This is a genomic window from Aquamicrobium defluvii (assembly GCF_004363725.1).
Classification (GTDB): domain Bacteria; phylum Pseudomonadota; class Alphaproteobacteria; order Rhizobiales; family Rhizobiaceae; genus Mesorhizobium; species Mesorhizobium defluvii.
This window is the reverse complement of sequence record NZ_SNZF01000006.1, coordinates 44247-57484: the sequence shown is the minus strand read 5'-3', so window position 1 is coordinate 57484 and position 13238 is coordinate 44247. Positions and strand designations below refer to the sequence as shown.

Below are 13238 nucleotides of genomic sequence, written 5' to 3'. Positions count from 1 at the left end.
GCGCCGGTCAGGACCCGCAGGTGTTTTTCTGTACGGCCTCGATCCGCGCCATGCCGCCCAAACGGCCGGCAAAACTTTCCCAGACCTTGCGGGCCGGTGCTTCCCATGCCGCGCGATCCGTCACTTCATGGAAGCTTGCCCCGGACTCGGAGGCCGCCTTCATCGACGTTTTCTCATCGGCCGCCATCAGCGTGTTAAAATGACGCGCGCCTTCCGTAGCTGCCTTTTGCAGGACGGAGCGGGATTCCTCGTCCAGCCCTTTCCAGAAGCGGCCCGAGAAGATGACCGCTCCGGCAGCATGGATATGGCCCGTCAGCGTCACATGCGGCACCACCTCGTAAAGGCGGAACCCCGCATAGGCGGATATGGTCAGGTCCATGGCGTCGACATGGCCGGTGGAGAGCGCGTTGTAGGTTTCGGTGATCGGCAGGGCGATGGGATGTGCGCCGAAACTTTCCCACAATTGCGCATGCAGAGGGCTCTGGATCACGCGGATGCGCTTTCCCTTCACCTGATCCGGTGAAAGCAGGGGCTCGCGTGCCAGCAGATGACGCGCGCCGTAATTGATGAAGGCGGGGGCAACGATGCCTTGCTCCGCCAGCTTTTCGCCCAGATCGCCGCCGCACGCACCTTCCAGCGAGGCTTGCAGACGGGCCGCGTCCCGGAACAGGAAGGGCAGGTCGAAAAGCTGGGTTTCCGGCACCCATGTGGACAGGTTGGAAAGCGTCGACAGGCTGGCCTGTATGGAGCCGAGGCGGATGCCTTCGGCGACTTCCTTTTCACCGCCAAGGGCCGCATTGGGCACGATGTTGAAGGCGAATCGCCCCGGCAGTTCGCGTTCCACCGTCTCCTTTATATGCGTCCAGACCAGCGTTTCGGGCTTGTCGTCGCCCAGCAGGGAGGCGGCGACGATGGGTGTCGCCGCATGGGCTCGTTTCAGGGCGGGTATCGCAAACGGCATTGCGGCAAGTCTGGCAAGGAAGGCGCGGCGGTCGGTTCGCATGAGCTTGCTCCTTTCAGGGGCGGAGGAAGGCGGCGTGGGCGGCGATGCCCATGCCGATGCACAGCAGCGCCAGCAATAGCGCGGCGAGATAGGGGCGGGTGGCGGCAAACAGACGGGTTGCCGGCACACCGGTGGCAGCACCAGTGACCTGCACCAGTATGCCGACCGGGGGCGTGAGCCCGCCGATCATCAGGTTGACGACCACCATCACGCCGAAGGCGACCGGGTCGATGCCGACCGCAACTGCGACAGGCAGAAGGATGGGCGGAAACAGCAGGATCGCGGCGCCGATGTCGAGCACGAGGCCGACGCCGAGCAGGATCAGATTGGCGGCGAGCATGACCATGAACGGATTTTCGCCGAGCGAGAGCGCAAGGCCGGTGGCCCATGTGCCGATGCCGTCCACCGCCAGCAGGAACGCGAGGGGCGTCGCCGCGCCGATCAGCATGGTGATGGCGGCGGTTTCCACCCCGGCCTGCTGCAATGCAGGGAAGATGCCGGCGCGGCTGTCGCGTCCCCACAGCGCCAGCACGAATGTGTAGGCGGCGGCAAGTGCCGAGGCTTCGGTGGGGCTGACGATGCCGAGGCGGATACCGGCCACCACGATCAGGCCGAGCCCGAAGACTGGCACCGCCCGCAACGCCAGCCGCCAGCGCGAGGCTTGCGGCTTGCTGATTGCGGAGCCCCTGAGGTCTGCCCGGAAATGGATGGCCACTGCCAGTGCGGCCGCCAGTGCAAGCCCGGCGAACAGCCCGCCCGTCAGCAGCGGGCCGACCGGCAGGCTGGTGGCGGCGGCAAGGATCAGGAAGGCGATGGAGGGCGGGATGATGTTATCGAGAACGGCGGTCGAGGCGATGATCGCGCCGGCGCGTTCGGGCGTATAGCCGGCTGCGGTCAGCGGTTCCATGAAGGTCTTGGAACTGAACGCCGCATTGGCGATGGAGGAACCGGATACGCCTGAAAACAGTACGCTGGTGAGAAGCACCGTCTGGCCGAGCCCGGCGCGGCGCCTGCCGACCATGGCGGAGGCGAAGCGCACCAGATCGCCGGCCGCGCCCGAGATGGTCAGCAGGCCGCCGGCCAGCAGGAAGAAGGGTATGGCAAGCAGCAGGTAGCGGCCGATGCCGCCGAGCAGCGACAGGGCCAGAGCCGGCTCGACCAGCATGCTGCCGAAGGCAAGCGCGATATAGCCGGCAAGCACGAAGGCATGGACCAGCGGTGCCCCGGCCAGAATGCCGATGCCGATCACGATGAGCGCGGCAGGGCTGGGCTGGAGCATAGACGTCGACAATCCTGCGGCAACCGGCGCAAGGATCAGCGTCGCAACTGCACCTGCGGCAAGCAGAAGCCTCATACGCCGCTCGCCGGTTAGCACCAGAACCCGCATGGCAAGTCCCAGCACGCCGGAAAAGCCAAGGGCGGCGGGACGCAGCCATTCGCCAAGGCCAAGCAGGGTGGACTGCCCGCCCACCTCCAGCGCTGCCTTCGCACCGGCGATGGCCAGCACCGCGCAGGCGGCAAGGGCATAGGCTTCCGCCACGATCCCGCGCAGGATGCCCCATCTCGTCCCGCGGCCAGGCCCAAAAAGGTCGACGCGCATTGCCAGTGCGCCATCGGCAATCATGGGGAACCCGAGGCAGGCAAGCAGCAAAAGCAGCCATGTCACCGCTTCCTCCATGCCGAGGAAGCCGGAGCCCAGCAGATAGCGTTGCAGGGTGGTGGCCGTCACCGCCGCCAGCATCAGGGCAAGCACCGCTCCGCAGCAGCGCCCCTGCATGCGCTGGAGACAGCTTCCCCAATGCGCGGCGCGGTTCATTCTAGCGCCACCAGCGATGGAAGTGATGGACCGGCCCGCTGCCCTTGCCGATGGCGAGCGTGGCTCCGGCCTGCAACGCCCCGTGCAGGTAATCCCTTGCCTGCGCAACGGCGTCGGCAAGCGGCAGACCGCGCGCCAGACCGGCGGCGATGGCTGCCGAGAGCGTGCAGCCGGTGCCGTGCGTGTTCGGCGTGTCGATTCGCGGACGCGAAAGCCGTATCAGGGAATTGCCGTCCAGCAGCAGGTCGGTGCTTTCCGGTCCCGTGCCGTGACCGCCCTTCACCAGAACCGCTCCCGCGCCGGCGCGCAGCAGGATCTCGGCCTGCGCGATCATCTGCGCCTCATCCTTGGCCACCGGCATGCCGCTCAGCAGCGCTGCCTCGGGCAGGTTGGGCGTGACGATGATGGCCTGCGGCAGCAACTCGCTGCGCAGCGCATCGATGGCGTCGGACTGCAACAGGCGGTCTCCCGATGTCGCGACCATCACCGGATCGAGCACCGGCCGCACCTTGTGGCGGCGCAGGGCGCTGGCGATGGCCATGATGGTGTCGATGCGCGAGACCATGCCGATCTTGGCCGCGCCGATCTCCATGTCCTCGTAGAGCGCATCGATCTGGCCGGCGACGATGTGCGGGCTGATGTCCTCGACATCGCGCACGCCTTGCGTGTTCTGGACGGTGATCGCGGTGATCGCGCTGGTGCCGAAGACGCCGAGCGCCGAGAAGGTTTTCAGGTCGGCCTGTATGCCGGCCCCGCCGCCGCTGTCCGAACCGGCGATGGTGAGCGCGATTGCCGTCATGGCTTCTCTCCGGCCCCGTCTCCGGCCCCGTCTCCGGCATCGTCCACGGCTGCCCGCAGTTCGCGGGCGGCGGCGGCGATGTCGGCGGCGCGGAAGATGGCCGAGATCGCCGCCACGCCCGATGCGCCCGCCCGCACCACCACGCCGGCGCGTGCAGCGTCGATGCCGGCAATCGCGCCGACCGGCAGTCCGGGCTTCGCTGCGCGTATGCGTGCGCGCAGGGCACGAAATCCGTCGAGCCCGACCGGCGCATCCGGGTTCTTCTTGGAAAGTGTTTCGAACACGCCGCCGATGCAGGCGTAGTCGATGGGAGCGGCGATTGCCGCATCTGCATCCGCTTCGTTCTTCACCGTCAGGCCGATGATGGCATCGGGGCCGAGCAGGCGGCGCGCGGTTTCGGCCGGCATGTCGTCGCGGCCGATGTGGATGCCGTCCGCACCCGACGCCAGCGCGACGTCCACGCGGTCGTTCACCACCAGAGGCACCCCGGTTCCGGCAAGGGCGGCACGGATTTTCTCCGCCTCCGCAATCATCTGTCGCGTCGAGGCATCCTTGTCACGGTACTGGATGATCGTTGCGCCGTTGCGCGCGGCAATGCCGGCAAGATCGGCCAGTTTGCCGACCGGGCGCAGCCCGCCGTCGACGATGGCGTTCAGCCTGTAGTCAATCCTGTTCATGATCTGCCTTTGCGAACTGAAGAATGTGAGCGCCCCCGAGATTGGCCAGCGCATCCAGAAGGGCAGGCTCGAAGCTGCCCGGTCCGGTCGCCGTCTCGCCGGCCATTTCCGCCGCAATGCCGAACACGACCATCGCGGCGCTCGCGGCGATGAACGGATCGGCCTCGATGGCGAGGAAGACGGCAATCACGGCACCGGAAAGACACCCGGTTCCAGTCACCATCGCCGCCAGCGGATGACCGTTGGTCACCGAGAACGCCGCGCCGTTTTGCGCGATGCGGTCCTGCTTGCCGGTCCTGACCGCCACGACTCCGGCCGGTACGGAAAGCAGGTCGTATTCGGCCGCATTGGCGCGCAGCACCGCGGGGCCTCGTGCCAGCAGTTCCTGTGCGAAGGCGGCGCGCGGTGGCGAGTAATCGCAATGGGCGGGGTCGAGCGCCCATGGCCGGCCGCGCTCTGCGGCGACACCCACCGCAATGCCGATGGCCTCGCGGCGCCGGGCATCCAGCGTGCCGAGATTGACCAGCAGCGCATCCGCCTTGGCGACGAAATGGCCTACCTCCTCCGGCGAGGAGGTCATGGAGGGGATCGCGCCCAGCGCCGAAAGTCCGTCAGCCACGAATTTGGGGACCACGCCGTTCATCAGGCAATGGACGCGGGGGCGGCGCTGGCGCACTTCGTCCAGCAGCGCTGCCGCACGTTCGGGGAGAACCGCGTTCATTGCAGTTCCACCGCGATTTCCTCGACGGCAGGAGCCTTCCTGATCAGGCCACTCTCCTCAAGGAATGCGCCGAAGCGGGCGTAGCGCGCGCGGTCGAGCGCTGCGGGCCGCTTGGCGAAGCGCGGCAGCGTGTCGATCCATGCCTGCCGGTTCAGCTCGTTGTCGAGGTCCGGATGGGCCTTGATGAACAGCTTCCAGCCATCTTCGGGATGGTTGGTGAGGTGGATCGCGCCTTTTTCCACTGCGGCGAGGAAGCGCGTGAGGCGGTCGTCCCCGGCCAGTTCGGGGCGGGTGACGAAGACCAGCTCGTCATAGACCGGAATGCCGTGCTCCTCGGGGAAGAAGGCGCGGCCTTCATGGCCTTCGAGCTTCATCTGGGTGAGCTCGAAATTGCGGTAGCCGCCGATGGTGGCGTCCACCTGGCCGCTGATCAGCGAGGGTGACAGGGCGAAATTGACGTTGACCAGCTCGATCTTGTCCTTGTCCACCCCGGCATTGCCCATCATGCGGAAAATGATGGCGTCCTCGAAGCCGGAAACGGAGAATCCGATCTTCTTGCCTTCGAGGTCCTTCAGTTCCCTGATCGGCCCGTCGGCCAGAACCGTGAGCGTGTTCAACGGGGTCTCCACCAGCGTGCCGAAGCGCACGAGGGACACGCCGGCGTCATGGTCGAGATAGAGGTTCGGCTGGTAGTGGATGCCGATCTCGGCCTTGCCGGACGCAACCGCGCGCGGCACGATCGAGGGGTCGGCCGGCGGCACCAGTTCCACCTCCAGCCCGGCTTCCCCGAACAGGCCGAGTTCCTTCGCCACCACCAGCGGCGCATGGTCGGGATTGACGAACCATTCCAGCATCACGGTGAGCTTGTCGGCCGCATGGGCAGCACCTGCCGTGGCGACAGAAAGAAGAAGCGCGAGTGCGCAGGATCGGATCATGGGGATTTCCTTTGCTTGCGATCGGAAGAGAATTCGCCTTCCCGCGCCCAGGGCGTGAGAAAGGGAGAAAGTGCGTCGACGGCCCGGCGCAACATGAGGGTGAGAACGGCGATGAAGGCCATGGCCGCGAACATGGTGTCGGTCTGCATGCGGGCATTTGCCTGCACCATGACGAAGCCGAGCCCTGCCGATGCCCCCACCCATTCGCCGATCACCGCACCCAGCGGGGCAAGCGGGGCGGCGACCCGCAACCCGGAAACCAGAGCCGGAATGGCAAGCGGCACGCGCAGCAGGAACAGCGTCTGGCGGTGGCTGGCCGGTGTGAGGGCGGCCGCATCGACGATTTCCGGCGGTGTGCGGCGCAGGCCGTCGGCAAAAGCGGAAGCGACGGGAAAGAAGATGATGAGCGAGGTCATCACCACCTTGGAGGCCATCCCGAATCCGAACCACAGCACGAGCAGGGGCGCGATGACGAAGACCGGAAAGGCTTGCAGGACCAGCACGATGGGCCACACCGCGCGGCCAAGGCGTGGAAAGCTGGCGATGCCGAGCGCGGTGACGATGCCGGCCAGCGTGCCCGCCATGAAACCTGCCGCGATCTCGGCCAGGGTCACCAGCGCATTGTCGAGAAGGTAGAGCGGCTGCCGATGAAAGGCGGCGGCCACGTCGAGCGGCGCAGGCAATATGTAGCGCGGCGGGGCGAAGGCGATGACGATCACCTGCCATGAAGCCACCAGCACCACGGCTGTGCGCAACGCTGCCGGGACGGCACTCATTACGCCGAAGCCTTACGAAAGGCGCTGTGTCGGCGGGCGGAACTCGTATCGATGCTGCATGGCGATCTCCCGACTTGTCATCATGGAGATCCAGGTGTGCGAAGAATTGGCAGGATTGCCCGGAGGCCCTTTTTCCGTTCCTACGCCGGCATAACCCGGATCAGGTTCAAGGGTCCGGCTCACTGCCATCTCAGCGCCGTACGGCGCCCCCCTCGGAATGAAGCCATCTATGTTTCAAGCGCCGGGTTCTGTCAAGCGAAGTGAACTGCCGGGCGCTCCGGCCGGCTTTGTCATCAGCCTGTCTGCGAGTTGTCATCGCGCTGTAATGTGCGCGCCCTAGCTAGCGGGTCTCTTTTCGACGCTCACGGAGAACCCGATCATGCGAAGCCTGCTCGCCATTCTGACCGCAACCACCATACTGGTCCCGGCTGTTGCCGGCGCCGCTACGGTCTACCCGCTCGACAGGGCGACCATCCTCACCGCTTCGCCTTTCGACGTGAAGGTGGAGTTCGACGGCATCGTTGCCGGTTCGGACGTCACCGTCACCATCAATGGCAAGCCGGCTGCGGAAGTGCTTGGCAAGGAAGCCACCTTCATCGAGAAGGAAGACGGTGTCGAGGCTTCCGCCGTGCGTCTGGAAGGCGTGACGATTGCCGAACCCGGCACTTACACCGTCATTGCCAAAGCCGGTGATGACGAGAAGACCGTGACCTGGGAAGTTTACGGCACCGCTGCCGAGCCCAAGGCCAAAAACGTCATCTTCCTGATCGCCGACGGTCTGTCGGTCGCGCACCGCACCGCCGCGCGCATCATGTCCAAGGGCATGACCGAGGGCAAGGCCAACGGCCGCCTCAACATGGACGAACTGGATCGCATGGCCTTCATCGGCACCTCGTCCACCGGATCGGTCGCTACCGACAGCGCCAACACCATGTCGGCCTACATGACAGGCCACAAGAGCGCCGTGAACGCGCTTGGCGTCTATGCGGACCGCACCGCCGATCCGTTCGATGACCCGAAGGTCGAGACGCTGGTCGAGGCGCTGCGCCGCCAGACCTCCAAGTCGGTCGGCATCGTCACCACCTCCGAGCTTCAGGACGCGACGCCTGCCGCGCTCTTCGCTCACACCCGCCGCCGCGCCGAGAAGGCCGCCATCAACACGCAGATCTTCGATCTGAAGCCCGAGGTCATCCTTGGCGGCGGTTCGGCCTACTTCCTGCCGCAGTCCGTTGCCGGCTCGAAGCGCAAGGACGACACCGATCACATCGAAGGCTTCAAGGAAGCCGGCTACACGCTGGCCACCACCAAGGGCGAGCTTGAGGCCGCCGCCGGTTCCAACACCGGCAAGGTGCTGGGACTGTTCCACACCGGCAATATGGACACCACCCTCGACCGTGAGTTCCTCAAGAAGGGCACCGTCGACAAGTTCCCCGAGCAGCCCGGTCTGGTCGACATGACCAAATCAGCCATCGGCCAGCTTTCGAAGAACGCCGAAGGCTTCGTGCTGATCGTCGAGGCGGCCAATGTCGACAAGATGTCCCACCCGCTCGACTGGGATCGTGCAGTCGTCGACACCATCGAGTTCGACAAGGCGATCGGCGTTGCCCGCGAATTCGCCGAGAAGAACCCGGATACGCTGATCGTCGTGACCGGCGACCACACTCACGGCGTTTCCATCATCGGCACGGTCGACGACGAGAAGCCCGGCGACGAGATGCGCGAGAAGGTCGGCACCTATGCCGAGGCCGGTTTCCCGAACTACGTCGACTCCAACGGCGACGGCTATCCCGACAGCGTCGATGTCTCGCGTCGTCTGTTCCTTGCCGCCAACAATGGCCCGGACCACTACGAAACCTTCCGTCCGAAGCTTGACGGTCCTTTCGTTCCGGCCATTCAGGACGAGAACAAGAAGTACATCGCCAACGAAGCCTACAAGGACGTTCCCGGTGCGGTGTTCGTGGAAGGCAACATTCCGCGCGATGGCGATACCGGCGTCCATGCCGTCGACGACGTGGTTCTGCAGGCCACCGGCCCCGGCTCCGAGAACTTCAGGGGTTACATGGAGCAGAGCGATGTGTACCGCGTGCTGGCCGACGCTCTGGCCCTCGGCTCGAAGCAGACGCAGTAAGCGCGAAAACATGGGAAACGGGCCCGGAGTTTCTCCGGGCCTGCACCCGTTTCCGCTTCGTGCAGGTTTTGCAAAGGAGGCTGCAATGAATTCCCGCAAGATCGGACGCCGGCAGGCGCTGGCTGCGATGGGCGGTGCGGCGCTTTCGCTGGCCGTGCGCCCGGCATGCGCCGCCATCGACACGATTTCCTTCGACGAGCTTTACGGCAAGATCAGCGTTCTCGGCCTCACCTTCTCCGACAAGGTGAAGGCGCTGGAAGGAAAGTCCGTCGCCATGCGCGGTTTCATGGCGCCGCCGCTGAAGGCGGAAGCCAATTTCTTCGTGCTCACCGAAATGCCGATGGCGCTGTGTCCCTTCTGCTCCTCGGATGCGGATTGGCCCGACGACATCATCGTGGTCTATCTCGACCGGACCCAGACCTTCGAGCAGGCCAACGGCGTCATCGAGGTTTCGGGCAAGCTCGAGGTCGGCTCCTGGACCGACCCCGAGACCGGTTTCGTCAGCCTGCTGCGCATCGTCGGCGCTGATTTCCGGAGCGTCTGAACGTGCTGGCGCTTTCCGTCGACGGCTTGCAGGTACGCTATCCGGGATTGCCGGTTCCTGCGCTCGATCTGCCTTCGCTCAGCCTCGCTGCGGGCGAGACGGCGGCGCTTGTCGGCCCCTCGGGTTCGGGCAAGACGACCTTCATCAACATCGTCACCGGCATGGAGCGGGCCGGCTCGGGGCGCGTTGCATGGAATGACGAAAACATCGCCGGATTGCCGGAAGGCGGGCGCGACCGCTGGCGTGCCCGCAATGTCGGTCTCGTCATGCAGGACTTTCATCTCTTTCCCGGTCTGTCCGCCGAGGCGAATGTGCTTCTGCCGCAACGCCTGTCGCACCTGCGCCTGCCGGCGGGGATGCAGCCGCGGGCCCGGGAGTTGCTCGCAAGGGTGGGGATCGAGCGTCCGGAGCAGCTTGTCGGCACCATGTCGCGCGGTCAGATGCAGCGCGTGGCGGTCGCCCGCGCGCTGGCCGGCAGGCCCGGCCTGATCGTGGCCGATGAGCCGACCGCCAGCCTCGATGCCGAATCCGGCGCTGCCGTCGCCGACCTGCTGGTCGAACTGGCACAGGAGGCCGGCTCGACGCTGATCGTTGCCAGCCATGACGGCAGGCTGATCGAACGCATGGGCCGCACCTTGCGGCTGGCGAACGGCCGCCTTGCGGCGTGAGCGGAGAAAGAAGTGTTCCATTTCATTCTTGCCGACCTTCGCCGCAACTGGATCGGTGCGCTGATCCTCGCCCTGCTGATCGCGCTGGCGACGGCGCTTGGCGTAACCGTCACGCTGCAGGAGCGCGCATTGCGGCTGGGCAGCGCCCGTGCCGCAGCCGCCTTCGATCTGGTCGTCGGCGCTGCGGGTTCGGAAACGCAGCTCATCCTGTCGTCGATCTTTCTGCAATCCGCTCCGTTGCCTCTGCTGCCGCCTGAAACGCTGGCCACGCTTCGGGCCGATCCGCGCGTGCAAAATGCCGTTCCCGTCGGCTTCGGCGATTTCGTGGCCGGCTATCCGATCGTGGGCACGACCTCCGACGCGGTTGAGATGCTTGGCGGGCTGGGCGAGGGCGAAGGGTTCAGCCACATGGGCGACGCCATCGTCGGCGCTCAGGTCAGCCGCGCCATCGGCGACAGCTTCCATCCCTTCCACGGGGCGGTTGGCGAAGCCGGCGAGGTGCATTCGCATGTGGAGTACCGGGCGGTCGGCCGCATGGCGCCTACGGGAACGCCGTGGGACCGGGCCATCCTCGTGCCGATCCAGTCGGTGTGGGCCACTCACGCCGATCACGAACACGGCCATGAGCCGGAGCAGACGGCAGGGCTTGCCGCTGTGGCCAGCGTTCCCCACGATCATGACCACGGCCCGGGCTTTGCGGGCGAAGCGGTCGATGAATCCGGATTGCTGCACACGGACAATCCCGGAGTGCCTGCGATTCTCGTGAAGCCGAAGAGCATTGCCGACGCCTACAATCTGCGCCAGCACTACCGCACGGAAACGACGCTGGCCGTCTTTCCCGGTGAAGTGCTGACAAGGCTTTACGGCACCCTGGGCGACGCCCGCCGCATCCTCGGCTTCGTGGCGACCGGTGCGCAGGTGCTGGTCGGGGCGGCGATCCTCATGGTCGTGGCCGTTCACGTGCTCCAGCGCCGCCGCCAGATCGGTGCGCTGAGGGCCTTCGGCGCACCACGCCCGGTGGTGATGGGCATGGTCTGGATGGAGGTCTTCATCCTTGTCGCGGCCGGCGTGATCTGCGGGTTCGCCATCGGCTATGCGATCGTGCGGGCCATATCCGGCTATCTGGCCAGAAACAGCGGCGTGGCCATGCCGGTGGAGTTCCAGACGGCGGACCTGTGGACACTGCTCTTCCTGCTCGCCGCCTGCGCGGCAGCGACCCTGCTTCCCGCGCTCATCGCTTATCGCCAGACACCGGCGCAGGCGTTGCGATCCTGATAAGAAAAATCCGAAAAGATCAGATCACGATATAAACATTTCTTTATGTGATATTGACATCGGCGACTGATACCACGACACTGCCCCTCGTCGTGGTTCTTCGGGGTATTTCGCGCCCTGAAGCCAAGAGGGAAGCCGGTGCCTTTGAAAGGAAAGCCGGCGCTGCCCCCGCAACTGTACCGGCGAGATGACCGCTCTGCTCAAGCTGGCCCGAAAGCGGCTGGCCGACAGCCAGATCTGGATCAATCCCGATTGCGGCCTCAAGACCCGCAAATGGGAAGAGGTCAGGCCGGATCTGGTCAACATGGTGGCGGCCGCGCGCGAATTGCGGGCGCTGGCCGCATGATCGCCCCGCCTGTCGCCGGCTTCCGGCGGCAGGCACCGCTCTGGCTGAAAATTGCCGGAGCCAGCCGTGCCGCGAATCTTTCAGATTCGCTCCTTGCGCTTCAGGTTCATGCTTTTGCATGTCTTCGTCCCGAAACCGGTTCCCCTTTCGGGCGACATGCTTCAGAGATTGCGGGGCGCAGGGCTGTGCCACTCTCCCTCGCCGGCCACGGCGACCAGCAGCGCGCGCAGGCAGCGCACATCCGGGTGCAGGGTGGGGCGGCTGTCGATCAGTTCGACCTGGCGGCGTGCCTCGTCTTCGAGACAGGCATGCGGCGGCACCGACATCAGCCAGTCGACAAACACTTCCTCAGGCGGCGGCAGCGGCGAGATTTTCGCCGCCCGCTCCGGATCGTGCGGTGTGAGGACTACGGCCGCCTCGTCTTTTTCCATGGTCAGGATTCTATCTCGAGGTCGCAGAGGGGTTTGGAGCAGCAGGCGAGGATGAAGCCCTCGGCGATCTCGTCGTCGAGAATGCCGCCATTGTGGTTCATCTCGACCTCGCCCGAGAGCTTCCTGACCTTGCAGGTGCCGCACAGCCCAAATTCGCAGGCCGCCGAAATGCGCACCCCGCTGGCGCGCGCTGCCTGAAGAACGGTCTGGCCGGGAAGACATTCGCCTTCCACGTCCGAGAGGCTGAACCGTACCGGGACGGCCGCCGCGGCAGGGGCCGCATCGGCGTCCGCATTGGCCGGCAGTTCGGGGAAGGGAGCCGGAACGGGCTCGACCGGCGGCACTCCGAAGCTTTCCTGATGATAGAAAGCCATGTCGAAGCCGGTGGATTGCAACATCTCGCGCACTGCGCGCATGAAGGGCTCGGGACCGCAGCAGAACACCTCCCGCTCGCGGAAGTCCGGCGACAGCAACGGCAGGCGCACGGCATCGATGCGCCCCATGTGCCCGAACCAGCTTTCGCGCGACGAGCGCTCCTCGATCAGGAACGACAGCGAAAGGCCGGGCATGCGCGAGCCCAGCAGTTCAAGCTCCTTGCGGAATATGATCTCTTCCGGCCGCCTGGCGCAATTGACGAAGGAGACGTCCGTGCCCGGCGCGCAGTCGTTCAGCCAGCGCAGCATCGACATCATCGGCGTGATGCCGGAGCCGGCCGATATGAACAGATATTTGGCGGCCGGGTGGTTGTGGTGGGTGAAATCGCCGCCCGGTCCGAACGCCTTCAGCCGTGCGCCGATGCCCAGATTGTCGAACATCCAGCGGGTGCCGACGCTGCCCGGCTGCGCCTTTACCGTCACCGCGATGGAAAATGGGCGCGACGGCGACGACGACAGCGTATAGGTGCGCATGATCGGCCCGTCGTCCAGCGGCAGTTCGAGCGTGATGAACTGGCCCGGCTTGTAGCGGAACCATGTCTGCGCATCGGAGCGGAAGGTGAAGGTCTTCACCTCCGGGGCCTCGTCCACGATGCCAATCACCTCCAGAACCTGAAGTCGGTCGTTCCACGGCACCATCTCGTCCAGATGGCGGTAGAGGCCGGGATCGGTCATGGCGTTCACC

13 protein-coding genes and 2 riboswitches are annotated in these 13238 nt (G+C 65.7%); of the genes, 4 read left to right on the top strand and 9 right to left on the bottom strand.

Going from position 1 to position 13238, the window contains the following annotated elements; all coding sequences use genetic code 11:
* Positions 1–7: 7 nt before the first annotated feature.
* The 7 genes from DES43_RS06345 to DES43_RS06315 are packed head-to-tail and all read right to left on the bottom strand — an operon-like array spanning position 8 to position 6727.
* Positions 8–1003, bottom strand: a complete 996-nt coding sequence (locus DES43_RS06345) for a TRAP transporter substrate-binding protein (RefSeq protein ID WP_035024743.1) — start codon at positions 1001–1003, stop codon at positions 8–10.
* 13 nt (positions 1004–1016) lie between these two features.
* Positions 1017–2819: a TRAP transporter large permease gene (locus DES43_RS06340; protein ID WP_051520444.1), complete on the bottom strand. Its 1803-nt coding sequence runs from the start codon at positions 2817–2819 to the stop codon at positions 1017–1019.
* 1 nt (position 2820) lies between these two features.
* A complete protein-coding gene (thiD, locus tag DES43_RS06335) occupies positions 2821–3618 on the bottom strand; it encodes a bifunctional hydroxymethylpyrimidine kinase/phosphomethylpyrimidine kinase (protein ID WP_035024742.1) in 798 nt (265 codons plus the stop codon).
* Positions 3615–4295, bottom strand: a complete 681-nt coding sequence (gene thiE / locus DES43_RS06330; RefSeq protein WP_035024740.1) for a thiamine phosphate synthase — start codon at positions 4293–4295, stop codon at positions 3615–3617. Before thiE ends, thiD begins: the two co-directional genes overlap by 4 nt.
* The gene (locus DES43_RS06325; protein WP_035024738.1) at positions 4282–5016 is read right to left on the bottom strand and encodes a hydroxyethylthiazole kinase; all 735 of its coding nucleotides are present in this window, start codon (positions 5014–5016) and stop codon (positions 4282–4284) included. Before DES43_RS06325 ends, thiE begins: the two co-directional genes overlap by 14 nt.
* The gene (locus DES43_RS06320) at positions 5013–5951 is read right to left on the bottom strand and encodes an ABC transporter substrate-binding protein (protein WP_133674863.1); all 939 of its coding nucleotides are present in this window, start codon (positions 5949–5951) and stop codon (positions 5013–5015) included. The genes DES43_RS06325 and DES43_RS06320 overlap by 4 nt, the downstream gene beginning before the upstream one ends.
* Positions 5948–6727 (bottom strand): ABC transporter permease, encoded by a 780-nt coding sequence (locus DES43_RS06315; protein WP_035024734.1) that lies wholly within the window; start codon positions 6725–6727, stop codon positions 5948–5950. Before DES43_RS06315 ends, DES43_RS06320 begins: the two co-directional genes overlap by 4 nt.
* Before the next feature lie 120 nt (positions 6728–6847).
* Positions 6848–6950: riboswitch (TPP riboswitch) on the bottom strand.
* A gap of 156 nt (positions 6951–7106) precedes the next feature.
* On the opposite strand from DES43_RS06315, the gene DES43_RS06310 reads away from it, so the two are divergent.
* The 4 genes from DES43_RS06310 (at position 7107) to DES43_RS06295 (ending at position 11342) form a co-directional block, all read left to right on the top strand.
* Positions 7107–8855, top strand: coding sequence for an alkaline phosphatase (locus DES43_RS06310; protein WP_035024732.1), 1749 nt, complete (start codon positions 7107–7109; stop codon positions 8853–8855).
* An 85-nt stretch (positions 8856–8940) separates the two neighbouring features.
* Positions 8941–9399, top strand: a complete 459-nt coding sequence (locus tag DES43_RS06305; protein WP_035024731.1) for a hypothetical protein — start codon at positions 8941–8943, stop codon at positions 9397–9399.
* A gap of 2 nt (positions 9400–9401) precedes the next feature.
* The gene (locus DES43_RS06300) at positions 9402–10067 is read left to right on the top strand and encodes an ABC transporter ATP-binding protein (protein ID WP_035024728.1); all 666 of its coding nucleotides are present in this window, start codon (positions 9402–9404) and stop codon (positions 10065–10067) included.
* A gap of 12 nt (positions 10068–10079) precedes the next feature.
* Entirely contained in the window at positions 10080–11342 is a 1263-nt protein-coding gene (locus DES43_RS06295) for an FtsX-like permease family protein (RefSeq protein WP_035024726.1), read from the top strand.
* 76 nt (positions 11343–11418) lie between these two features.
* A riboswitch (cobalamin riboswitch) is annotated at positions 11419–11607 on the top strand.
* Positions 11608–11849: 242 nt separating this feature from the next.
* Here DES43_RS06295 and DES43_RS06290 read toward each other — a convergent pair.
* Both DES43_RS06290 and DES43_RS06285 read right to left on the bottom strand, forming a co-directional pair.
* Positions 11850–12119 (bottom strand): hypothetical protein, encoded by a 270-nt coding sequence (locus tag DES43_RS06290; RefSeq protein ID WP_035024724.1) that lies wholly within the window; start codon positions 12117–12119, stop codon positions 11850–11852.
* Positions 12120–12121: 2 nt separating this feature from the next.
* Positions 12122–13228: an FAD-binding oxidoreductase gene (locus DES43_RS06285; protein WP_035024722.1), complete on the bottom strand. Its 1107-nt coding sequence runs from the start codon at positions 13226–13228 to the stop codon at positions 12122–12124.
* Between the last annotated feature and the right edge of the window lie 10 nt (positions 13229–13238).